The sequence below is a fragment of the Halopseudomonas sp. SMJS2 genome, from assembly GCF_029866945.1.
GTDB classification, from domain to species: Bacteria; Pseudomonadota; Gammaproteobacteria; order Pseudomonadales; family Pseudomonadaceae; genus Halopseudomonas; species Halopseudomonas bauzanensis.
This window is the reverse complement of record NZ_CP123445.1, coordinates 3,232,228-3,254,189: the sequence shown is the minus strand read 5'-3', so window position 1 is coordinate 3,254,189 and position 21,962 is coordinate 3,232,228. Positions and strand designations below refer to the sequence as shown.

At 62.8% G+C, this 21,962-nt stretch carries 18 protein-coding genes and 1 pseudogene; 9 read left to right on the top strand and 10 right to left on the bottom strand.

Features of this window, described 5'->3' with window-relative positions:
• Positions 1 to 2 precede the first annotated feature (2 nt).
• Positions 3 to 1,400 (bottom strand): argininosuccinate lyase, encoded by a 1,398-nt coding sequence (argH, locus tag QAO71_RS15245; protein ID WP_036989027.1) that lies wholly within the window; start codon positions 1,398 to 1,400, stop codon positions 3 to 5.
• Between the two features lie 93 nt (positions 1,401 to 1,493).
• Between argH and QAO71_RS15240 the strand changes: the two genes are divergently transcribed.
• The 6 genes from QAO71_RS15240 (at position 1,494) to QAO71_RS15215 (ending at position 7,541) form a co-directional block, all read left to right on the top strand.
• Positions 1,494 to 2,555 (top strand): sensor histidine kinase, encoded by a 1,062-nt coding sequence (locus QAO71_RS15240; RefSeq protein WP_280164809.1) that lies wholly within the window; start codon positions 1,494 to 1,496, stop codon positions 2,553 to 2,555.
• 17 nt (positions 2,556 to 2,572) lie between these two features.
• Positions 2,573 to 3,322: a LytTR family DNA-binding domain-containing protein gene (locus QAO71_RS15235; RefSeq protein WP_280164808.1), complete on the top strand. Its 750-nt coding sequence runs from the start codon at positions 2,573 to 2,575 to the stop codon at positions 3,320 to 3,322.
• A 78-nt stretch (positions 3,323 to 3,400) separates the two neighbouring features.
• A complete protein-coding gene (gene hemC / locus QAO71_RS15230) occupies positions 3,401 to 4,339 on the top strand; it encodes a hydroxymethylbilane synthase (protein WP_036989031.1) in 939 nt (312 codons plus the stop codon).
• The gene (locus tag QAO71_RS15225; protein WP_074779460.1) at positions 4,336 to 5,097 is read left to right on the top strand and encodes a uroporphyrinogen-III synthase; all 762 of its coding nucleotides are present in this window, start codon (positions 4,336 to 4,338) and stop codon (positions 5,095 to 5,097) included. The genes hemC and QAO71_RS15225 overlap by 4 nt, the downstream gene beginning before the upstream one ends.
• A gap of 10 nt (positions 5,098 to 5,107) precedes the next feature.
• On the top strand, positions 5,108 to 6,307 hold the full coding sequence (locus tag QAO71_RS15220; RefSeq protein WP_051610753.1) for a uroporphyrinogen-III C-methyltransferase: 1,200 nt from the start codon (positions 5,108 to 5,110) through the stop codon (positions 6,305 to 6,307).
• Positions 6,300 to 7,541: a heme biosynthesis HemY N-terminal domain-containing protein gene (locus QAO71_RS15215; protein WP_036989033.1), complete on the top strand. Its 1,242-nt coding sequence runs from the start codon at positions 6,300 to 6,302 to the stop codon at positions 7,539 to 7,541. The genes QAO71_RS15220 and QAO71_RS15215 overlap by 8 nt, the downstream gene beginning before the upstream one ends.
• Positions 7,542 to 7,620: 79 nt before the next feature.
• Here QAO71_RS15215 and QAO71_RS15210 read toward each other — a convergent pair whose 3' ends face one another.
• From QAO71_RS15210 to trxA, 4 genes are all read right to left on the bottom strand, one after another.
• On the bottom strand, positions 7,621 to 8,610 hold the full coding sequence (locus QAO71_RS15210) for a 2Fe-2S iron-sulfur cluster-binding protein (RefSeq protein WP_280164807.1): 990 nt from the start codon (positions 8,608 to 8,610) through the stop codon (positions 7,621 to 7,623).
• Entirely contained in the window at positions 8,610 to 10,076 is a 1,467-nt protein-coding gene (ubiD, locus tag QAO71_RS15205; RefSeq protein WP_074779456.1) for a 4-hydroxy-3-polyprenylbenzoate decarboxylase, read from the bottom strand. The genes QAO71_RS15210 and ubiD overlap by 1 nt, the downstream gene beginning before the upstream one ends.
• Positions 10,077 to 10,243: 167 nt before the next feature.
• Positions 10,244 to 11,509, bottom strand: coding sequence for a transcription termination factor Rho (rho, locus tag QAO71_RS15200; protein WP_036989037.1), 1,266 nt, complete (start codon positions 11,507 to 11,509; stop codon positions 10,244 to 10,246).
• 209 nt (positions 11,510 to 11,718) lie between these two features.
• A complete protein-coding gene (gene trxA, locus QAO71_RS15195; protein WP_036989038.1) occupies positions 11,719 to 12,045 on the bottom strand; it encodes a thioredoxin TrxA in 327 nt (108 codons plus the stop codon).
• Between the two features lie 172 nt (positions 12,046 to 12,217).
• On the opposite strand from trxA, the gene ppx reads away from it, so the two are divergent.
• A complete protein-coding gene (gene ppx, locus QAO71_RS15190) occupies positions 12,218 to 13,723 on the top strand; it encodes an exopolyphosphatase (protein ID WP_280164806.1) in 1,506 nt (501 codons plus the stop codon).
• Here the strand turns inward: ppx and ppk1 are convergent.
• From ppk1 to QAO71_RS15175, 3 genes and pseudogenes are all read right to left on the bottom strand, one after another.
• Positions 13,702 to 15,780: pseudogene (ppk1, locus tag QAO71_RS15185) on the bottom strand (polyphosphate kinase 1); the annotation flags it as partial. The gene ppx and the pseudogene ppk1 overlap by 22 nt on opposite strands.
• Positions 15,781 to 15,939: 159 nt before the next feature.
• Positions 15,940 to 16,950, bottom strand: a complete 1,011-nt coding sequence (hemB, locus tag QAO71_RS15180) for a porphobilinogen synthase (protein ID WP_036989042.1) — start codon at positions 16,948 to 16,950, stop codon at positions 15,940 to 15,942.
• A gap of 110 nt (positions 16,951 to 17,060) precedes the next feature.
• Positions 17,061 to 18,281: a GGDEF domain-containing protein gene (locus QAO71_RS15175; protein WP_051610755.1), complete on the bottom strand. Its 1,221-nt coding sequence runs from the start codon at positions 18,279 to 18,281 to the stop codon at positions 17,061 to 17,063.
• Between the two features lie 209 nt (positions 18,282 to 18,490).
• On the opposite strand from QAO71_RS15175, the gene QAO71_RS15170 reads away from it, so the two are divergent.
• Entirely contained in the window at positions 18,491 to 19,033 is a 543-nt protein-coding gene (locus tag QAO71_RS15170) for a DUF6436 domain-containing protein (protein ID WP_280164805.1), read from the top strand.
• 9 nt (positions 19,034 to 19,042) lie between these two features.
• Here the strand turns inward: QAO71_RS15170 and QAO71_RS15165 are convergent, their stop codons facing one another.
• On the bottom strand, positions 19,043 to 19,498 hold the full coding sequence (locus tag QAO71_RS15165) for a YaiI/YqxD family protein (protein WP_036989046.1): 456 nt from the start codon (positions 19,496 to 19,498) through the stop codon (positions 19,043 to 19,045).
• A gap of 10 nt (positions 19,499 to 19,508) precedes the next feature.
• Positions 19,509 to 21,422: an ATP-binding cassette domain-containing protein gene (locus QAO71_RS15160; RefSeq protein WP_280164804.1), complete on the bottom strand. Its 1,914-nt coding sequence runs from the start codon at positions 21,420 to 21,422 to the stop codon at positions 19,509 to 19,511.
• A 43-nt stretch (positions 21,423 to 21,465) separates the two neighbouring features.
• Between QAO71_RS15160 and QAO71_RS15155 the strand changes: the two genes are divergently transcribed.
• Positions 21,466 to 21,948: a TIGR02444 family protein gene (locus QAO71_RS15155; protein ID WP_169304556.1), complete on the top strand. Its 483-nt coding sequence runs from the start codon at positions 21,466 to 21,468 to the stop codon at positions 21,946 to 21,948.
• Positions 21,949 to 21,962: the final 14 nt, after the last annotated feature.

Genomic DNA, 21,962 nt, shown 5'->3' with positions numbered 1-21,962 from the left:
GTTCAGCTGTCGCCCAGCAACTCGCGACCACGCTGTACGGCCGCTCTGACCTGGGCCGGCGCGGTGCCGCCGATATGGTCGCGGGCATTCACCGAGCCTTCCAGAGTCAGCACCTCGAACACATCCTGCCCGATCTGGTCGCTGAAGCGGCGCAGTTCGTCCAGGCTCATCTCTGCCAGATCCTTGCCGCTGTCCACCCCGTATTTCACCGCATGGCCGACAATCTCATGGCAGTCGCGGAAGGGCAGGCCCTTGCGTACCAGATAGTCAGCCAGGTCGGTGGCGGTGGAGAAGCCGCGGCGGGCCGCTTCGCGCATCACGTCCACGCGGGGCCGAATCGCCGGGATCATGTCGGCAAAGGCGCGCAGGCTGTCACGCAGGGTGTCGGCAGCGTCGAACAGCGGCTCCTTGTCTTCCTGATTGTCCTTGTTGTACGCCAGCGGCTGGCTCTTCATCAGGGTCAGCAGGCCCATCAGGTGGCCGTAAACGCGGCCGGACTTGCCACGTACCAACTCGGGTACATCGGGGTTTTTCTTCTGCGGCATGATCGAGGAGCCGGTGCAGAAGCGGTCAGGCAACTCGATGAAGTTGAACTGGGCACTGGTCCACAGTACCAACTCTTCGGAGAAGCGCGACAGGTGCATCATGGCCAGCGCGGCGGCGGCGCAGAATTCGATAGCGAAATCGCGGTCGGACACGCCATCCAGCGAGTTACCGGACACCGCATCAAAACCCAGCAGCTCGCAGGTCAGCTGGCGATCGATCGGGTAGGTGGTGCCGGCGAGGGCAGCGCTGCCCAGCGGCATGCGGTTGACCCGCTTGCGGCAATCGAGCAGACGTTCGCGGTCGCGGCAGAGCATCTCGAACCAGGCCAGCAAATGATGCCCGAAGGTGACCGGCTGGGCGGTTTGCAGGTGGGTAAAGCCGGGCATGATCACCTCGGCGTGCTGCTCGGCCTGTTGCAGCAGACCGCGTTGCAGGCGCTCCAGTTCGGCGACGATGATGTCGATCTCTTCGCGCAGCCACAGGCGGATATCGGTGGCGACCTGATCATTGCGCGAGCGGCCGGTGTGCAGCTTCTTGCCGGTGATGCCGACGCGCTCGGTCAGCCGTGCCTCGATGTTCATGTGCACATCTTCCAGATCCACCCGCCAATCGAACTGTCCGGCCTCGATTTCGCCCTGGATCGCACGCAGCCCGTCGATGATGCTGTCGCGTTCGCTGTCGCTGAGCACGCCAACCTTCGCCAACATGGTGGCATGGGCAATGGAGCCCTGGATGTCATGCTTGTACAGGCGCTTGTCGAAATCGACCGAGGCAGTGAAACGGGCGACGAAGGCGTCCACCGGTTCGCTGAAACGGCCGCCCCAGGATTGGTTGGTAGTCTGATCTTGGCTCATGGGTCGGATGGTTCCGCTGCAGAATTGGAAAGAAGACGCATAGGATATCATTTGTACTTGCACCATGGCGCCCGGCTGGCGGAGACTGCGCGGATGAAGAATGGATTCTGGACATTATTGAGCAAGCCCCAGGCAGGGGAGGATTTCTTTCTCCCCGACCTGTGCTCATCGGTAGCGGTGTTCACCCTGGTGGTGCTGGCAGAGCTCATGGTTCTGGTGTGGGTGTTGGCGCAGCCAGCCACGGCAGGTTTCGACTGGTTGCAGCTGGCGATGGCATCGTTATTCGTACAATGGATAGTGCTGCTGTCCGCGGCGCTGTTATGCCGCCTGCGGCCGTGGATGCGCCGTCGCCCCTTGGGCTTGGCGATCGCCTGTTGCTATACGGTGGTGGTTGGGCTGGCGCTGCTGTTCACCGTGGTGGCCGACTGGGTGCTCTATCAGGGGATGGTCGGTGTGCCGCCGTTGCATGGCGATCAATTGCTGCGCCATGGGCTGATTGCGCTGATCATGACCAGCATGCTGCTGCGCTATTTCTATCTGCAGCAGCAATGGCAGCTGCACAATCAGGCTGCCCTGCAGGCGCGCCTGCAATCGCTGCAATCGCGTATCCGGCCCCACTTTCTGTTCAACAGCCTCAACAGCATCGTCAGCCTGATCGGCAGCCAGCCGCACAAGGCAGAAACCGCCGTGCTTGATCTGTCCGATCTGTTCCGCGCCAACCTGGCCGACACCGAAGCGCTGGCAACCTGGGGGGAGGAATATCGCCTGTGTCGTGGTTATCTGCGCATCGAGCAGTACCGCCTGGGCGAACGCTTGCGCATCGACTGGCAAGTGAACGAGCTGCCGGAAAGCCTGCCGATGCCGCTGTTGACCCTGCAACCACTTCTGGAAAACGCCATTTTGCATGGCCTGCAGCCGAGCATCCAGGGTGGCGATATTATCGTCGCAGGGCACTATCGTGAGGGCTGCGTTGAACTGCTGGTATCCAACAGCTGTCCACAACAGTCAGAGCACCGGGGAGCCAGCATGGCGCTGAACAATATCCGCGCGCGCCTCGCCGCCTTGTTCGGGCCGGCCGCCCGAGTGGAGGCGTGGCAGGATGGGCCGCGCTACTTCAGCAGGCTGGTCTATCCTTGTAGGCAACCGTCCACTTAACAGGAAGTCATTCAGGCATGAAAGTACTTATCGCCGATGATGAACCTCTTGCCCGAGAGCGCCTGGCCAGACAGGTCTCGGCCTTGCCGGGTTACACCGCCTTGCCGGAGATGGCGAGCAACGGGCACGAGGTGCTGGAACTGGTTGAGAAACTGCATCCCGATATTGTCCTGCTGGATATCCGCATGCCCGGCATGGATGGCCTGCAGGCCGCGGCGCGGCTGTGCGGGCTGACCGATGCGCCGGCGGTGGTGTTCTGCACCGCCCACGGTGAATACGCGCTGGAAGCCTTCGCCGTCAGCGCCGTCGGTTACCTGCTCAAGCCGGTGCGCAGCGAGGATCTGGCCGATGCGCTGGGCAAGGCGCAGAAACTCAACCGTCTGCAGCTGGCGAGCCTGGGTAAGGCCGGTATCGCCAGCGAGACGCAGCAGGCGCGCAGCCATATCAGCGCCCGCACGCGCAAGGGTGTGGAGCTGGTGCCGATCGAGGATGTGCTGTATTTCGTGGCCGACCACAAATACGTGACCCTGCGCCACAGCGAGGGCGAGCTGCTGCTGGACGAGCCGCTGAAGGCGCTCGAGGATGAGTTCGGCAACCACTTCGTGCGCATCCACCGCAATGCGCTGGTGGCCCGCAATCGCATCGGCCGGCTGCAACGCAGCTCCATGGGACATTTTCATCTGCACCTCAAGGGGCTGCCGGATGAAACCTTGACGGTCAGTCGCCGTCACGTACCGGGATTGCGCAAGCTGATGGAAGAATTGTGACGGGCCTGCGTCACTACCCCGCGTGGATGATGGACGGGGCATCGCGTATCATGCCTGTTGGTAGACAGCGAGAATCCCATGAGTCGACATCTGCGAATCGCCACCCGCAAGAGCGCCCTGGCCCTGTGGCAGGCCGAGTATGTGAAGGCGCGTCTTGAACAGTTGCATCCCGGGCTGACCGTCAGCCTGGTCCCCATGGTCAGTCGCGGCGACAAGCTGCTGGACTCCCCGCTGGCCAAGATTGGCGGCAAGGGCCTGTTCGTCAAGGAGCTGGAGACGGCACTGCTGGCGAACGAGGCCGACCTGGCCGTGCACTCCATGAAGGACGTGCCCATGCAGTTTCCCGAAGGGCTGGGGCTGTACGTCATTTGCGAGCGGGAAGACCCGCGCGACGCCTTTGTTTCCAATACCTACGAATCCATCGACGCACTGCCCCAGGGCAGCGTGGTCGGCACGTCCAGCCTGCGTCGCCAGGCCCAGGTGATGGCCCGGCGCCCGGATCTGCAGATCCGCTTTCTGCGTGGCAACGTCAACACCCGCCTGGCCAAGCTGGATGCCGGCGAATACGACGCCATCATCCTCGCCGCGGCCGGGCTCAAGCGGCTGGGTTTCGATGCGCGCATCCGCAGCTGCATCCCGCCGGAGTTGAGCCTGCCCGCCGGCGGCCAGGGCGCCGTGGGTATCGAATGCCGCAGCGACGACACCGAACTGCAAGCATTGCTGGTACCGATGAATGATCTCGACAGCGCCCTGCGGGTGCGCGCCGAGCGAGCGCTGAACAACCATCTGAACGGCGGTTGCCAGGTGCCGATCGCCTGTTATGCCGAGCGCGCCAATGGCGAAATCTGGCTGCGTGGACTGGTGGGTGATCCGAACGGCGAGCGCCTGTTGACCGCCGAAGCCCGTGGTCCAGAGGCCGAACCCGAGCAGTTGGGCGTGGCGGTAGCGGAAGACTTGCTGCGCCAGGGCGCGCAGGAGATTCTGGATGCGGTCTACCGGGAGGCGGACGGGCAGTGAGCGCAGCGCTGCTGCTGACCCGCTCGGATAGCGACAATCGCCGCCTCGCCGGGCGTCTGCAGGCACAGGGCGTTACCACCGTCAGCCTGCCACTGCTGCAGATCGATCCGCAGGCGGAAACCGGCGCCCAGCGCAGCCTGATGCTGGAACTGGACCGCTACCACGCGGTGATGGTGGTCAGCCCGGTCGCAGCGCGGCTGGGATTGGAGCGAATGGATGCGCTGTGGCCGCAACCGCCAGCCGCCATCGAGTGGTTTGCGGTGGGCGCGGGAACCGCGGCGGTGCTGGAAGATTACGGCCTGCCGGTGCAAATCCCGCTGGATGGCCAGGACAGTGAAGCGCTGCTGCGTCTGCCGGCCTGGCAGCGATTGTTGAGTCTGCCGGATCTGCGTGTGCTGATCTGGCGCGGGGTAGGCGGGCGTGAGCATCTGGCGGCAACCATCCGTGACGCAGGTGGCCGGGTGGATCTGCTGGAGCTTTACGAGCGCAACATGCCAGCGACGCTGGCGCAGGATCTTGCCGTGGCGGCCGAGCAGGGCGCGAGGGCAATAGTGATACTCAGTGGTCAGGCGCTGCAGCATTGGCAGCGCGCGGCCGGAACGACATGGGAACAGCAGCGCCATTGGCGATGCTGGGTACCGGGAGCGCGGGTGGCCAGACTGGCCCGCGAGCTGGGCTGTACAGATGTTATCGTTTGCCAAGGGGCAGATGATGACAGTGTATTGGCAGCTGTGACGGCGCATCCGCTCACGCCATAAGGGGAAACGCGTGGAACCGACTAAAGACAATAATCAGGGCACCGGCGAACCTGCCACCGACACTACCGTGACGCCGCCGGTACAAACGAGCGCCGGCACATCGGACAAGCGCGACCAGGTGACCGGCAGCGGAGCGACGCCACCGCCGACCTCGCCGCGTTCGCGAGACAAGCATGGCTCGGGCAAAGGTGGTGGGCGCGGTGTGTCCATACTCGCGCTGCTGGTGGGCCTGGCTGCCCTGGGCCTGTCCGGCTGGCAGTGGTATCAGACCCAGCAGCTGGCGCAGGGCCAACAGCAGCAGTTGAATAACCAGCTTACCGAGTTGCGCAATACCCAGCGCCAGGATCAGCGCAGCGCTGAACAGCGGCTGGCCGGGCTGCCGACGAGCGAGGAGTGGCAACAGCTGCGGCGTCTGACGGCAGACATGCAGCGCAGCCAGCAGGCCCTCAATCAACGGCTGGATACGTTGCAGGGTGATGCCCGGGCGGATTGGAAGCTGGCCGAGGCTGAGTATCTGCTGCGCCTGGCCTCCCTGCGGCTGCTGGCGGCCCAGGACGTGACCTCGGCGCGACAGTTGCTGGAAGCGGTGGATCATATCCTGCAGGCCCAGCCCGATAGCGGCGTGTTTGCCGTGCGCGAACAATTGGCCCGCTACCAGACCGAACTGGAGGCACTGCCGGTGGTGGACCGCTCCGGTTTATATCTCAAGCTGGCGGCGCTGCACGACCAGGTGGCCAATCTGACCGCGTTGCCGGTGCCGGTATTCGATCCTGATGAGGTGACGCCCGAAGAGGAGTTCGAGGATCGCCTGGCCCGCCGCACCCGCGGTGAACGCATGCTGATGCGCCTGGAGCGCTATGTGCGGGTCGACTTCCAGCGCGGCAAGGTCATCACCCCGCTGCTTGACGAAGCGGAGATGCAGCGTATCCGCCGCACCCTGCAACTGACGCTGGAGCAAGCTCAGTGGGCAGTGCTGCGCGGCGAGGGCGATATCTACCGCGACAGCCTGGAACACGCCAGCGGCATGCTGGAGCAGTTCTTCGAACTGGACAACCCGCAGGTGCGGGCGATGCAGAACCGGCTGCAGCAACTGGCCGAGCAGCGCATCACCATCATCGCGCCGGATCTGGCGCCGCTGCAGCAGGGTCTGGCGGCTTATATCCAGAGCCGCAATGCGCCCGCCAGCAGGGGAGAAAGCGCTGATGAGTAAAAGCTACATCGCCGTGCTGGTAGTGGTGCTGATCGCCGCCCTGCTGGGTATGGCGGTTGCCGAGGACCCAGGCTATCTGCTGATTGCCTGGCGCAACATGTCCATCGAGACCAGCATCTGGGTCGGCCTGGCCTTCGTGCTGGCGCTGTGGCTGCTGCTGGCGCTGCTGCGCGCATTGGTGCGGCTGATCAACGCCTCCAGTCGCCGGGTCAATCCCTGGTCCCGGCGCAACCGCAGTCGCCGTGCCAGCCAGGTGACTACCCGTGGGCTGCTGGAGTTTGCCGAAGGCCACTGGTCCAACAGTCTGCGGCTGTTGCGCCGCGCCGCGCCGCATGCCGAACAGCCATTGATCAATTATCTGGCGGCGGCACGCGCGGCCCACGAGCTGGAAGATTACCGCGAAGCCGATAACCTGCTGCGCGAAGCCTATGAGACCACCCCCAACGCCGATGTCGCCATTGCCGTCACCCAGGCGCAACTGCAGATGGCGCGCGGTCAGCTGGAGCAGGCGTTGGCAACCCTGACCCGGGTCCGCAAGGAGCATCCCAAGCATCTGTATGCGCTGAAACTGATGGGCCAGTTGTATCTGCGCCTGGAAGACTGGGAGCGGCTGGAACAGCTGCTGCCGGAACTACGTCGGCACCAGCTATACGGTGAGGCGGATCAGCAGGCATTGGAGCGTCAGGTCTACATCGCCCTGCTGAGCCAGGCCGGGCAGCGTGGCCAGCGGCTGCCCGACGGGGAAGCCAACCCGGTCAGCAGTGTCTGGGAGCGTTTGCCCAAACCGCACCGGCAGGATGTGGCGCTGATCGAGACCTATTGCTTGCAGCTGCGTGCTTCCGGGGCTGAGGTGCATGCGGAAAAGACCCTGCGCGAAGCGCTGACGCACAGCTACAACGATCGTCTGGTGCATATCTACGGCCTGGTACGCGGTGCCGACCCGGCGCGCCAGCTGGCTGCCGCAGAGCAATGGTTGCCGGATCATCCCCATGACGCCACCCTGCTACTGGCGCTGGGGCGGTTGTCGTTGCGTAACAGCTTGTGGGGCAAGGCGCGGGAGTATCTGGAAGCCAGCTTCGCCAGCCGCCGGGATATTCAGACCTGCGCCGAGCTGGTCAGGCTGCTGGAGCACATGGGTGAGCACCAGGCCAGCCAGCAGATGCTGCGTCAGGGGTTTGCGCTGATGGTGAATGATCTGCCAGAACTGCCGCAGCCGGGGAAAGCGCTGTTGTAACGGAGTGCTTCTTGTGGGAGCGGCCTTGGCCGCGAAGCTTTTCGGTCTTGCCTTCCCTGGCCGAAAAGCTGCCGGCGAGTTAGTTCGGCTCTACCGGCAACGCCTCGCGCGGGGCATAGGCAAACACATCCGAATGGATCTGCTGCTCCACTGCCCCAGCAGCCAGCAGAGCATCCAGCGTGCCGTAGACCATTGCTGGCGAGCCGCACAGGAAGAACTCGTAACCCCCCAGCTCGGCCAGATCCTCACATACTGCCTCGGGCAGCATGCCCTGGCGACCGCTCCAGTCCGGTGCATCGCTGACTACTTTGTGCAGATAGACATTGGCTTGCTGCTGCCAATGATCCCAATGCGGCGCCTGGTAGAAGTCCTCGGGCTGGCGGACTCCCCAGTACAAGTGAATCGGCTGGATGAAGCCTTGCTGTAGGCAGTATTGGGTCAGGCTCTGTATCTGCGCCAGACCGGTACCGGCGGCAATCAGCACCAGCGGGCGCTGTGGCAGGCGCGGCAGGCAGCTGTCACCCAAGGGCGCCTTGATGCGGGCGATGCCCTGCTGACGGATATGCTCCACCAGCGTGACGGTATTCTGCTCACGAACCAGAATATGCAATTCCAGCAGCCGTTCTTCATGGGGCGCCGAGGCGATGGAGAAGGCCGATAGCTCGCCATCGAAGCGCTCCAGCAGCAGATACTGCCCGGCATGGTAGCGCAGGGGCTTGCCGGCCGGTGTGCGCAGCAGCAGCCGGCAGACATCGCCGCCCAGATCCTGGATATCCAGCACCTGACAGGCCAGGCTGCGCAGCGGCAGCTCGTCCGGCGCGAGGACGTTGTCCCACTGTACGACGCAATCTTCCAGCGGCTCGGCAATGCAGGTGAACAGCTCGCCACCGCGGCGCTCGGTGCCGTGTTGCAGTACCCGGCCGCTGATCAGGTTGGCGGTGCAGATATGGCAATTGCCGTTGCGACAGCTCTGCGGTGCATCGAAGCCCAGGCGGCGGGCGGCATCGATGATGCGCTCGCCGGGCAACAGCTCGATTACATGCCCCGAAGGCTGAAGAGTCACTTTCATCAATCTATTCCCAATTCCGACCAGATGGCATCGATCCGCTGCTTCACGGCCGGGTCCTGGGTGATCGCCGTGCCCCATTCGCGGGTGGTTTCGCCATGCCACTTGTTGGTGGCATCCAGGCCCATCTTGCTGCCCAGGCCGGAGACCGGCGAGGCGAAGTCGAGGTAATCGATCGGTGTGTTGTCGATCATCACGGTATCGCGCTTGGGGTCCATGCGGGTGGTGATAGCCCAGATCACGTCATTCCAGTCGCGCACATTGATATCATCGTCCACCACGATGACGAACTTGGTGTACATGAACTGGCGCAGGAAGCTCCACACGCCGAGCATCACCCGCTTGGCATGGCCAGGGTACTGCTTCTTCATGGACACTACCGCCATGCGGTAGGAGCAGCCCTCGGGCGGCAGGTAGAAGTCGGTGATCTCCGGAAACTGTTTTTGCAGGATCGGTACGAACACCTCGTTCAGCGCCACGCCCAGCACTGCCGGTTCATCTGGCGGCCGGCCGGTGTAGGTACTGTGATAGATCGGTTTTTCCCGCTGGGTGATGCGCTCCACGGTAAACACCGGGAAACTGTCCACCTCGTTGTAGTAACCGGTGTGATCCCCAAAGGGGCCTTCGTCGGCCATCTCGCCGGGGTGAATCACCCCTTCGAGCACGATTTCCGCACCGGCCGGTACCTGCAGCTCGGAGCCACGGCACTTGACCAGTTCGGTACGCTGACCGCGCAGCAGGCCGGCAAAGGCATATTCGGACAAGGTATCAGGCACCGGCGTCACCGCCCCGAGGATGGTCGCCGGGTCGGCGCCCAGCGCTACCGCTACCGGGAAGGGCTCGCCGGGGTGCTTCTCGCACCACTCGCGAAAGTCCAGCGCGCCGCCCCGATGGCTCAGCCAGCGCATGATTACCTTGTTGCGGCCGATCACCTGCTGGCGATAGATGCCCAGGTTCTGTCGATCCTTGTTCGGCCCGCGGGTAACCACCAGCCCCCAGGTGATCAGCGGACCGGCATCGCCGGGCCAGCAGGTCTGCACTGGGATCTGCGACAGGTCCACGTCATCGCCTTCGATCACGGTGGCCTGGCAGGGCGCGTCGCGTACCACCTTGGGCGCCATGGAGATGACCTTCTTCACCAGCGGCAGCTTGGACCAGGCGTCCTTCAGCCCCTTCGGCGGATCGGGTTCCTTGAGGTAGGCCAGCAGTTTACCGATCTCCCGCAGCTCGCTGACGTCATTGGCGCCCATGCCCAGTGCCACCCGCCCGGGGGTGCCGAAAAGGTTGCCGAGCACCGGCATGTCGAAACCGGTGGGGTTTTCGAACAGCAGCGCCGGGCCGCCCTTGCGCAGGGTACGGTCGCAGACTTCGGTCATTTCCAGGATGGGGGAGACGGGTGTCTGGATGCGCTTCAGTTCACCGCGCTGTTCCAGGCCCTTGATGAAATCACGAAGATCGGAATATTGCATGGCAGCTTCAAGCCTCAAGCTTCAAGCGGCGAGCTGATGGATACCCAGCCGCCGCCCGTGAATGGGGTGTGGAGTGCGGCATCCGACTGCTGGGTGCTGCAGGCAGTGGAACTACGGCAAGCCTGCGAGGCCGGCTTGCCGTTTGCAACGTGCCGCTTCCAGCCGGGTCAGTTCTTGCTGCGCTTCATCGACAGGAAGAATTCGTCGTTGGTCTTGGTATCTTTCAGGCGGTCGAGCAGGAATTCAATAGCAGCGATTTCATCCATGGAGTGCAAGATCTTGCGCAGAATCCACATGCGCTGCAGCTCGTCTTCGCTGGTCAGCAATTCTTCGCGACGGGTGCCGGAGCGGTTGATGTTGATGGCAGGGAAGACACGCTTCTCGGCAATCTTGCGATCCAGGTGGATCTCCATGTTGCCGGTGCCCTTGAATTCCTCGTAGATCACTTCATCCATCTTCGAGCCGGTATCGACCAGTGCGGTGGCGATAATGGTCAGGCTACCGCCTTCCTCGATGTTCCGCGCAGCGCCAAAGAAACGCTTGGGCTTTTCCAGGGCGTGGGCATCGACACCACCGGTCAGCACCTTGCCGGAGCTGGGGATGACGGTGTTGTAGGCACGAGCCAGGCGGGTAATGGAGTCGAGCAGGATGATCACGTCTTTCTTGTGCTCAACCAGGCGCTTGGCCTTCTCGATCACCATCTCGGCGACCTGTACGTGACGGCTCGGCGGCTCATCGAAGGTCGAGGCAACCACTTCACCGCGTACGGTGCGCTGCATTTCGGTCACTTCTTCCGGGCGCTCATCGATCAACAGGACGATCAGGTGGCACTCGGGATTATTACGGGCAATGTTCGAGGCGATGTTCTGCAACATCAAGGTCTTACCGGCCTTCGGCGGTGCTACCAGCAGACCGCGCTGACCCTTGCCGATCGGGGCGCACAGATCAATGATCCGCGCCATCAGGTCTTCGGTGGAACCGTTGCCGGCTTCCATCTTCAGACGATCATCAGGGAACAGGGGGGTCAGGTTTTCGAACAGGATCTTGTTCTTGGTGTTTTCCGGGCGGTCGAAGTTGATCGAGTCGACCTTCAACAGCGCAAAGTAGCGCTCACCATCCTTCGGTGGGCGGATCTTGCCGGAAATGGAATCGCCGGTGCGCAAGTTGAAACGGCGAATCTGGCTGGGCGACACGTAGATGTCATCGGGGCCGGCCAGGTACGACGAATCGGCTGAGCGCAGAAAACCGAAACCATCCTGCAGAATTTCCAGCACGCCGTCGCCGTGGATGTCTTCGCCGCTCTTGGCATGCTTCTTCAGAATGCCGAAGATCACATCCTGTTTGCGCGATCGGCCCATGTTTTCCAGGCCCATCTGGTCGGCGATTTCCAGCAGTTCGGGTATAGGTTTTTGCTTGAGTTCAGTCAGGTTCATAGGTTCGGTGAGTTGTGGCGTCTTTCGGCAGGACGGGGTTAGTAAACAGCCGCCATATGGGATGGGGCGATGAATTTGGCAAGTAGGGAAGCCAATTGCCGCAGGGTGCGACAGGGAGTTGGAATGCAAATCTAGCACCGCTGCGCGGTGACGTCTATAACCAGGGGAAAGAAAAATGCATCCCCGGTAGACCGGGGATGCCGGGTAGCTCAGATATTGCTGTCGAGGAAAGCGGCCAGTTGGGACTTGGACAGGGCGCCCACCTTGGTGGCTTCCACATTGCCGTCCTTGAACAGCATGAGTGTGGGAATACCGCGTACGCCATATTTCGGCGGGGTATTGGCGTTCTCATCGATATTCAGCTTGCAGATCTTGAGCTTGCCTTCGTAGTCCCGGGCGATATCGTCCAGAACGGGGGCAATCATCTTGCACGGACCACACCATTCAGCCCAATAATCAACCAGAACGGGGCCGTCGGCCTTCAGCACTTCGGCTTCGAAGCTGCCGTCGGTGACGTGCACGATCAAATCACTCATGAGTTTCTCCAGGGAAAGGTTCGCTAGGTGCAATGCAAAGGATGATAGCATCACCCTGCGCAACTGTGAAACGCGTGGTCGCCTCCGCGTGATCACCACCATGTTGTCGCAGCATGCGGACATACCAGCGATTGGCAGGTAAAATTCTCCCTACGACATACAGGGGATATGCATGGCGCAGACAGAGCTCGGGGATTTTCCGCTGGTAGCGACCATTGATCTGGGGTCCAACAGCTTCCATATGGTGCTGGCGAGGGTGGACCACGGCGAGATACGAATACTCGAACGGCTCGGCGAGAAGGTGCAACTCGGGGCCGGCCTGGATGAGCAGGGCATTCTGAACGAAGAAGCCATGCAGCGCGGACTGGATTGTCTGCGCCGCTTTGCCCAGTTGATCAATGGGCTGCCGGCCGGTGCGGTGCGTATCGTCGCGACCAATACCTTGCGGGTGGCGCGCAACCGTGATGTTTTCATCAACCGGGTGAAGGACGTACTCGGGCACCGGGTGGATGTTATTTCCGGGCGCGAAGAAGCCCGACTGATCTATCTCGGTGTGGCTCATACGCTGGCCGACGATGCGGGCAAGCGACTGGTGGTGGATATCGGCGGGGGCAGTACCGAATTCATTGTCGGCGAGCGCTTCGAATCGATATTGCGTGAAAGCCTCCATATAGGGTGCGTTTCCTTCGGCCAGCAATTCTTTGCCGATGGGCGTATTTCTCCCGCCCGCTATGCCCGGGCATATACCGCCGCGCGACTTGAACTCATGCCGATCGAGCAGAGCATCCAGCGCCTGGGCTGGCAGGAAGCGGTGGGCGCCTCCGGCACCATCCGCGCCATCGGCCAGTGCCTGCGTGGCGGTGGCCTGACCGACGGCGAGGTGACCCGCGAGGGGCTGCAGTGGCTCAAGCGTAAGGTGCTCAAGGCCAGTCAGGTGGACAAGCTGGACCTGCCCGGTCTCAAGGCTGACCGGCGCCCCATCCTGCCCTCGGGACTGGCGATCCTCGAAGCCCTGTTCGACGCCCTGGATGTGCAGTGCATGGAGCATTCCGAAGGCGCGCTGCGCGAAGGCGTGCTGTACGAGATATTCGGCCGGCGGGAACATGAGGACGTACGCGAGCGGACCTTGACCGCCCTGGTCGAGCGCTGTCATGTGGATACTGAACAGGCAGCCCGGGTTGAGAGCAAGGCGCTGAGTCTGCTTGGCAAAGTAGCCGAATCCTGGGGTCTGACCGACAGCAAGCATGCCGACCTGCTGCGTTGGGCGGCGCGGGTGCACGAGGTGGGCATGGACATTGCCCACAGCCAGTACCACAAGCATGGCGCCTACCTGATCGAACACGCTGACCTGCCCGGTTTCTCGCGACAGGAACAGTTGCACATGTCCCTGTTGGTGCGCGGCCACCGGCGCAACCTGCCAGGCGAGGACCGCATGACCGAGTTGGGTGAGGAAGGCCCGCCACTGCGGCGTCTGTGCATGCTGCTGCGGCTGGCAATCCTCTATCACCATATTCGCGGGTATCAGGAAATGCCGGAGCTGGAGGTGACCGCCAGAGCCAAGCAGCTGACCTTGCGCTTCCCGGCGGGCTGGCTGAAGGCCAACCCGCTCACCCAGGCCGACTTCGCTCAGGAAGCGCGGTACTGGGCGAAGATCGGTTATACGCTGACGGTACGCTGAGGCGAGTTGGCCAGCTTCTCCAGCAGCGTGCTTTGCGCGCTGCGGGACAGCTGGTTTCCGGTCGGAGTGCAGCGGGTGTAGCTGCCGTCGGGCTGCAGTATCCAGGCATGGGTGTTATCAGCCAGATGCACTTGCAACTCCTGCCGGGCGCGGGTGATCAGCTTCTTGCCTTCCAGCGGGAAGCAGGTTTCCACCCGGTGGTCCAGGTTGCGCTCCATCATGTCGGCACTCGACATCCACACCTGCTCGTTGCCCTCTCCGAGGAAATAATAAACCCGGCTGTGCTCCAGGAAGCGGCCGATGATCGAGCGTACGCTGATGTTATGTGAGACCCCGGGAATGCCCGGGCGCAGGCAGCACATGCCACGAATGATCAGCTCGATCTTCACTCCAGCCTGCGATGCCTTGTATAGCGCCTTGATCACCTTGGCATCGGTCAGGGCGTTGGCCTTGATGATGATGTGCGCCGGTTTGCCGGCCTGAACTGCCAGCGCCTCACGATTGATCAACTCCAGCAGGCGCTTCTTCAGGGTGAAGGGTGCCTGGAGCAATTTCTTCATGCGCAGCGCCTTACCCATGCCAATCAGCTGGTTGAACAGCTTGTGCACGTCCTCGGTCATCGCCAGATCCGAGGTCAGGATGCTGTAGTCGGTGTACAGACGTGCATTGCCGGCGTGGTAGTTACCGGTGCCCATGTGCACATAGCGGCGCAGGTCCTTGTCCTCACGGCGCAGGATCAACATCATCTTGGCGTGGGTCTTAAAACCGACCACGCCGTAGATAACCACCGCGCCGGCCTGCTGCAGGCGGCTGGCCAGTTGCAGGTTGGACTCTTCATCGAAACGCGCCCGCAGCTCGATCACCACGGTGACTTCCTTGCCGTTGCGCGCGGCCTCGACCAGCGCGTTGACGATCTCCGAGTTGGCACCGGTGCGGTACAGCGTCTGCTTGATCGCCAGCACGTTGGGGTCCTGGGCGGCCTGACGCAGCAGATCCACCACCGGGCTGAAGGATTCGTAGGGGTGCAGCAGCAGGATGTCCTGCTTGCGAATGGCCTGGAACAGGTTGTCGGCACTGGACAGCAGCTTGGGGATGCCCGGGCTGAACGGCGGAAATTGCAGTTCGGGATGGCTGTCCATGCCGGTGATCGAGAACAGACGGGTCAGGTTGACCGGGCCGTTGACCTCGTAGAGTTCCGATTCGCTGAGGCCGAACTGCTTGAGTAGAAAGTCCGACAGCGGCTTGGGACAGTTGTCGGCTACCTCCAGGCGCACTGCATCGCCATAGCGGCGCGACAGCAGCTCGCCGCGCAGGGCGCGGGCCAGGTCATCCACTTCGTCGGGATCGACGATCAGATCGGCGTTGCGGGTCAGACGGAACTGGTAGCAACCGCGCACCTTCATACCGGGGAACAGATCATCGGCATGGGCGTGAATCATCGACGACAGGAACACGAAGTTGTCGCCGTCCTCGCAGAGCTCATCGGGGACGCGGATCAGGCGCGGCAGTGAGCGCGGTGCCGGGATGATCGCCAGACCGGAATCACGGCCAAAGGCATCGATGCCCTCCAGCTGGACGATGAAGTTCAGGCTCTTGTTCACCAGCAGCGGGAAAGGATGTGTCGGATCCAGTCCGATAGGGCTGATGATCGGTACGATCTCATCACGGAAAAAGCGGCGCACCCAGAGCGTCTGCTTGGGTGTCCACTGGCGCCGCCGGATAAAGCGGATCTTCTGCCGGGCCAGCTCTGGCAGCAGAATATCGTTGAGTATCGAATACTGGCGGGTGACCTCCTGGTGCGCGATCTCACTGATCTTGCTCAGCACCTGCTGCGGCTGCAGCCCGTCGGGGCCAGTCTGCTCGCGGGCGAAGGTGATCTGTTTCTTCAGGCCGGCGACGCGGATCTCGAAGAACTCATCCAGGTTGCTGGAGAAGATCAACAGGAACTTGAGCCGCTCCAGCAACGGGTAGGATTCATCCAGCGCCTGTTCCAGCACCCGGATGTTGAATTGCAGTTGGGACAACTCGCGATGAATATACAGCTCGGGTATATTGATATCCGCGGCTGGCACGGTCTCTTCCACCGGCTCCGGTGGGGCGATGGTAGCCGGCACTGCGGCTGGACGGCGGGCCGCGGTGATCGGGGTAGGCTCCCCGGCGGTGGATTCGATCGGCAATTCGGTCTCGTTGGTGTCCCGCATGATGTCCTCTACAGATTATTTCTGCCCGCGCAGTTGTTGCGCAGCATATTTTGCGTAATAGGTGAGAATGGCATCGGCGCCGGCGCGCTTGATAACGGTCAGCGATTCCATGATGACCGCCTCGCTGAGCCAGCCGTTGGCGATTGCGGCCTGATGCATCGCATATTCACCGCTGACCTGGTAGACGAAGGTCGGCACCTGATGCGCATCCTTGACCCGGCGAACGATATCCAGATAGGGCATGCCCGGCTTGACCATGACCATATCGGCACCCTCGGCCAGGTCCTGGCCCACCTCATGCAATGCCTCGTCGCTGTTGGCCGGGTCCATCTGGTAGGTAGCCTTATCCGCCTTGCCCAGATTGCTGGCCGAGCCTACCGCATCGCGGAACGGACCATAATAGGCGCTCGCATACTTGGCTGAATAGGCCAGGATGCGCGTGTTGATCTGACCGGCTGTTTCCAGCGCTTCACGAATCGCGCGGATACGCCCGTCCATCATGTCCGAAGGTGCGACGATGTCGGCACCAGCCTCGGCATGGGACAACGCTTGCTTGACCAGCGCCTCGACGGTGATGTCGTTCAGCACGTAACCCTGTTCATCGATGATGCCGTCCTGGCCATGGGTGGTGAAGGGATCAAGGGCGACGTCGGTGATTACGCCCAGTTCCGGGAACTGCTGTTTCAGCGCTCGGGTGGCGCGCTGGGCCAGTCCTTCCGGGTTCCACGCCTCGGCAGCGTCCAGCGATTTGGCCGAGGTGGGGGTCACCGGGAACAGTGCCACCGCCGGGATCCCCAGGTCGACCAGCTCGGCAGCCTCTTCCAGCAACAGGTCGATCGATAGCCGCTCGACACCCGGCATGGAGGCCACTGGCTCGCGCTGACCGGCGCCCTCGAGCACGAACACCGGGTAGATCAGGTCATCGGTGCTCAGCCGGGTTTCGCGCATCAGGCGGCGGGAAAAGGCATCCTTGCGCGAGCGGCGCATGCGGGACAACGGAAAGGGACGATTGACGGGCTGGTTCACTGTAACTCCCAAGGTGTCGGAACACCGGTCTGATGAGTGACTTGGAAGACCGGGACGGGCGGACCTGGGCGGGTGCGGTAGATCCAGCCCGATGAATGCTCAGGCCTTCCTTATACGTCGAGATTATGACGGAATTGGGACAGTAAACGTAGGGCCATCTTGTCGCGCTGAGGGGCATCGGCTTCGGTGCACACTTCGACTCGGTTGCGACCCAGCGCTTTGGCCCGGTACAACGCCGCGTCGGCTGCCGCCACCAGTGCCGTGTAATCGTGGCCCTGCAGATCGGTGCCGGCCACGCCGAGACTGATACTGAGCATCACCGGCTGATCGGAAATATGATCGCTGTGGTTGTTGACCGCCAGGCGGATACGCTCGGCCACATCGGCCGCCGTTTTGGCGTTCAGTCCGGGGAGCAACACCACGAACTCCTCGCCACCGAAACGGCCCAGCAGATCATTGCTGCGCATGTGCAGACGGATGCGCGTCACCAGGTGGCAGAGCACTGCGTCGCCGGTCTGGTGGCCGAACTCGTCATTGATGCGCTTGAAATGATCGGCGTCGATCATGATCAGGGTGGCCGGCTGACCCTGTTGGCGCAACACATCGAGCCGGCATTGCGCCTGATCGTGCATACTGCGGCGGTTCAACGTGCCGGTCAGCGCATCGTGCTCGGACAGTTGCTGCAGCGCCATGATGGTGCGGTAGTGCGTCATGAGGATGAAGCCGCCGGCCATGCCGATCTGTCCCACCATGACACCCAGCAGGGTCACCGGCTGGATGATCTCGTCGCTGACATCGATTTGCAGCAGCGGGCCGAGCAAGCCGGTGGCGGCGCGCGCCAGCAGGCCGAGACCGCTCAACAGCATGATGCCGCCGGTGAACCAGTAAGCCCGGCGCAGCGGTGTGGCCGCCGCCACCAGCAGCTCGCGCGCTGACAGCAGACAGAGCCCGCCCAGGCAGAGGCCGGTGGCTGTCAGCCGGGCGGCAACACTGTCGTGCACGTAGTGGAAGTATCCGAGTACCAGCACCATCAGCAGTGCCAACAGGATCGGCCCGGCCTGGGGCTGGCTCAAGCCTTTGAACGCACGCACGCCAAGCCAGATCACCCCCAAACCCAACACCATCAAGCCGGCAGCCAGGATCTGCGAAATATTGTGGTGCAGCAAACCTTGGCCGATGTCCAGCACCAACCCCATGGTCAGGGCCAGGTTGCCCAGCGCCCAGTGCCGTAATCCTTGTCCACTACCGGAATGCCAGGCGGCCATGATCAGCACCAGGGTCATTACCAGCGTGACCAGCACCAACGCCAGAGCCAGGGAAAATGTGTTCATGTCGGTTTGCATAAAGCGGGATGATCCTTGTCCGCGATGCGGACCGTCCCAATCCGGAGGTTATCCTGCGTGAACTACGCAGATTAATGTGCCCCGGGAATAGGTTAAAGTGCGACCTTCGCAGGATGTGCGTAGGTTGGCAGAACCGGAATAGCTATACGCCACTATTCATCCTCGGTTCGGAGTATAGGCAGCGATGAGAGGGTTGCATGGTTTTTTTGCGACGGGGACTGCTGGCAGTCTTGGGAATGACCTGGGCGGCGGCTCTGGTCTGGGCCTGGTGGTGGTTCGACGGTTATCACAATCGTACTTTTGAAAGGCCGGCGCATTTTGCCGCGGCGCAGGTGAGTCCGCCCTTTGCTCCGGGGCGGATCCAGGTGATGCATGTATGGCAGGCTGGGTGTCCCTGCAATGCCGGGCATGAGGCCTATATTGCGGACATGACTCGACGGTTCAGTGCCCAAGGGGTGCGTTTTGTCCGCAGCGGCAGTCGGGCGGCAGTTGAGGGCGTGCTGGCTGGGTTGCCGTTCTGGCCGATGCCAGAGGGCTGGTCCGATTGGCCGGGTGGCCCGGCGCTGGCGATCTGGGATGCCGAGGGCAAGCTGGCCTATGTCGGCCCCTATAGCGATGGCACCAGCTGCAACAGCGACAGCAGTTTCGTCGAGCCGGTAATACGGGCGCTGCTGCAAGGGCGGTCGGTGAATATCACCCAGCAGGATACGGTGGCTTGTCTGTGTGAATTGAAAGAGTAGGGCGGGGCGCTACTTGCCCAGCCCCTTGGCCAGCAACCGGTCCAGGGCATTGGCGAAGGATTGCTTGTCCTTGTCGCTGAACGGGGCTGGCCCGCCACGACCGGCCAGGCCGGCGCCGCGTAGCTCATCCATCAGGTTGCGCACGGCGAGGCGTTCGCCGATGCTGCTCTGGTCATAGATTTCGCCGCGCGGATTGATTGCGGTGATGCCGCGGCTGACCAAGCCATCAGCCAGGGGAATGTCAGCGGTAACCACCAAGTCCCCGGGCTCGGCATGTTCGATGATATAAAGGTCGGCCACGTCGGCGCCGCCCGGCACCACCACCTGACGCACACCCGGCGCAGGCGCCAGGCCCAGCGCGCTATTGGCCACCAGTACCAGCTGCAGCTCCCGGCGCCGGGCTGCGCGCAGCATGACGTCGCGTACCGGGCGAGGGCAGGCGTCGGCATCGATCCACAGGGTCATGGTTGCTTGCTCATGATTCGGCCAACTCCGCCTGCAGCTGCTCCAGTGCTTCATGGGCATCGAGCCACTGCAGTTCCAGGTCGTCGATACGCTGGCGGCAGCCGGCCTGCTTCGCCAGCAGTTCCTTGAGTCGACCCCGGTGGGCATCGCTGTAGAGCTCGGTGTCGGCCAGTGCGGTTTCGATTTCCTGCATCTGCTGCTGGGCGGCTTCGAGCTGCTGCTCCAGCTTGTCGGCTGCCTTCTTCAGCGGTGCAAGGCGCTGGCGCTGCTCTGCCGCCAGCCGGCGTTGAACCTTGGCATCCACCTTGGGCGCAGCTTGCGATGCGTTATCGGCACCGGCTTGCGCCTGCTGCTGGCGGAACTGAGCAAGCCAGCGGGTGTAGCTGTCGAGGTCCTCGGCATAGGTTGTCAGTCGGCCGTCCGCCACCAGCCAGAGTTCATCCGTGGTGTCGCGGATCAGCGCCCGGTCGTGGGACACCAGCAACATGGCGCCCTCGAAATTCTGCAGCGCCACGGTCAGGGCATGGCGCATTTCCATGTCCAGGTGGTTGGTGGGCTCATCCAGCAACAACAGGTTGGGTTTCTGCCAGGCGATCAGCGCCAGGGCCAGCCGCGCTTTTTCACCGCCGGAGAAATGCAGCACGGGCTCCTCGGCGCGGCTGCCATGGAAGTCGAAACCGCCGAGAAAGTTGCGCAGCTCCTGTTCGCGCTGCTGCGGCGCGATGCGTGCCAGGTGCAGCAGCGGGCTGGCCTCCGGGTCGAGGCTGTCCAACTGATGCTGGGCGAAATAGCCAATAGCCAGGTGTTCGCCGGTCTTCAGCTCGCCGGCGATCAGCGGCAGGCTGCCTGCGAGGGTTTTGATCAGCGTCGATTTGCCGGCCCCGTTCGGGCCAAGGATGCCGATGCGCGCGCCTGGGGCCAACTGCAGCTTGACGTGCTGCAGAATGGCCGTGCCGGCGTAGCCCAGTGTGGCGTCGTGCAGATCCAGCAACGGATTGGATTGGCTGTCCGCCTCGCGGAAGCTGAAGTTGAAGGGCGAGTCGATGTGCGCCGGGCCGAGCAACTCCATCCGTTCCAATGCCTTGAGACGGCTTTGCGCCTGACGAGCCTTGGTCGCCTGGGCGCGGAACCGGGCGATGTATTTCTGCATATGTTCGCGCTGGGCCTGCTGCTTCTCGAAGGCCGCCTGTTGCTGGCTGAGACGTTCGGCACGGGTGCGCTCGAACTGGCTGTAGCCGCCTCGATAGAGCGTCAGCTTGCGTGACTCCACATGCACGATATGCTCGACCACTGCATCCAGGAAATCCCGGTCATGGGAGATCAGCAGCAGGGTGCCCTGATAGCTTTTCAGCCAATCTTCCAGCCAGAGAATGGCATCCAGATCCAGGTGGTTGGTCGGCTCATCAAGCAGCAGCAGGTCGGAGGGACACATCAGCGCCTGGGCCAGGTTCAAGCGCATCCGCCAGCCACCGGAGAAGTCCCCGACACGCGCCTCGCACTGTGCCGAGCTGAAGCCCAGCCCGGCGAGCAGCGTGCGTGCGCGGCTATCGGCGCTGAAGCCATCGTGGGCTTCCAGTTCGGCGTACAGGGTACCGAGGCGGGTGGGCTGCTGTTGCTGCTCGGCTTCAGCCAGTTGGCGCTGGATCGCCCGCAGGCGCTGGTCGCCATCAAGCACATAATCAACCGCCAGGCGGTCGAGGTTTTCGATCTCCTGACGCATATGGGAGATACGCCAGTCCGCCGGCAGCGAACAGTCGCCGGCGTCGGGCGTCAGTTCGCCACGCAGCAGAGCGAACAGGCTGGACTTGCCGGCTCCGTTGGTGCCGAGCAGGCCGGCTTTCTGGCCGGGGTGCAGGGTCAGGTTGGCGTTTTCCAGCAGCCGCAGCGGGCCGCGTTGCAGAGTCAGGGATTCGATCTTTATCATGGCGCGGAGTATATCAGTGTGCCGCGCACAGGAGAGGACTTCGATGGGCCGATTGTCGCTGACCGAATACGCGGGTCGACTGTACGTCCAGCCTGGCGTCGAGCCCCTGTTGCTGGAGCTGCAGGATGAGGATGGACAAGATGTATTGCTGCTATTGGTAGCCTGCTGGCTGGGCGCACGCGGGGTCCGTGCGGACGCGCCATTGTGGCAATCGCTGCGTGAGCGGCAGACGCCGTGGCGCGACCGGGTAATCGAGCCGCTGCGCCAGGTGCGACGTGCCTTGACCGGTGATGCCGGTGCCGCCACGTTGCGCTCCCAAGTGAAGGATTGCGAGCTGGCAGCGGAGTGGCAGCAACTGGCTCGACTGCAGCAGTGCTGCGAGCCGCTGGTGCCGGATGAGGTGCCGCCGGAACCGGCTATCCAGGCTCACTTGCTGCTGTGTGCGGGGACGGAACAGCAGGCACGACTGGATGCCCTGGCGGCGTTGGTGATATCGATGGAGAAGAATGCCGCCGCCGGTGGTTAACCGGCGGTGACACT

Bases quoted from the DNA above. Each gene is read 5' to 3' on its own strand.
- argH (WP_036989027.1), bottom strand. From the start codon at position 1,400: ATGAGCCAAGATCAGACTACCAACCAATCCTGGGGCGGCCGTTTCAGC.
- QAO71_RS15240 (WP_280164809.1), top strand. From the start codon at position 1,494: ATGAAGAATGGATTCTGGACATTATTGAGCAAGCCCCAGGCAGGGGAG.
- QAO71_RS15235 (WP_280164808.1), top strand. From the start codon at position 2,573: ATGAAAGTACTTATCGCCGATGATGAACCTCTTGCCCGAGAGCGCCTG.
- hemC (WP_036989031.1), top strand. From the start codon at position 3,401: ATGAGTCGACATCTGCGAATCGCCACCCGCAAGAGCGCCCTGGCCCTG.
- QAO71_RS15215 (WP_036989033.1), top strand. From the start codon at position 6,300: ATGAGTAAAAGCTACATCGCCGTGCTGGTAGTGGTGCTGATCGCCGCC.
- QAO71_RS15210 (WP_280164807.1), bottom strand. From the start codon at position 8,610: ATGAAAGTGACTCTTCAGCCTTCGGGGCATGTAATCGAGCTGTTGCCC.
- ubiD (WP_074779456.1), bottom strand. From the start codon at position 10,076: ATGCAATATTCCGATCTTCGTGATTTCATCAAGGGCCTGGAACAGCGC.
- rho (WP_036989037.1), bottom strand. From the start codon at position 11,509: ATGAACCTGACTGAACTCAAGCAAAAACCTATACCCGAACTGCTGGAA.
- trxA (WP_036989038.1), bottom strand. From the start codon at position 12,045: ATGAGTGATTTGATCGTGCACGTCACCGACGGCAGCTTCGAAGCCGAA.
- ppx (WP_280164806.1), top strand. From the start codon at position 12,218: ATGGCGCAGACAGAGCTCGGGGATTTTCCGCTGGTAGCGACCATTGAT.
- QAO71_RS15175 (WP_051610755.1), bottom strand. From the start codon at position 18,281: ATGAACACATTTTCCCTGGCTCTGGCGTTGGTGCTGGTCACGCTGGTA.
- QAO71_RS15170 (WP_280164805.1), top strand. From the start codon at position 18,491: ATGGTTTTTTTGCGACGGGGACTGCTGGCAGTCTTGGGAATGACCTGG.
- QAO71_RS15165 (WP_036989046.1), bottom strand. From the start codon at position 19,498: ATGACCCTGTGGATCGATGCCGACGCCTGCCCTCGCCCGGTACGCGAC.
- QAO71_RS15160 (WP_280164804.1), bottom strand. From the start codon at position 21,422: ATGATAAAGATCGAATCCCTGACTCTGCAACGCGGCCCGCTGCGGCTG.
- QAO71_RS15155 (WP_169304556.1), top strand. From the start codon at position 21,466: ATGGGCCGATTGTCGCTGACCGAATACGCGGGTCGACTGTACGTCCAG.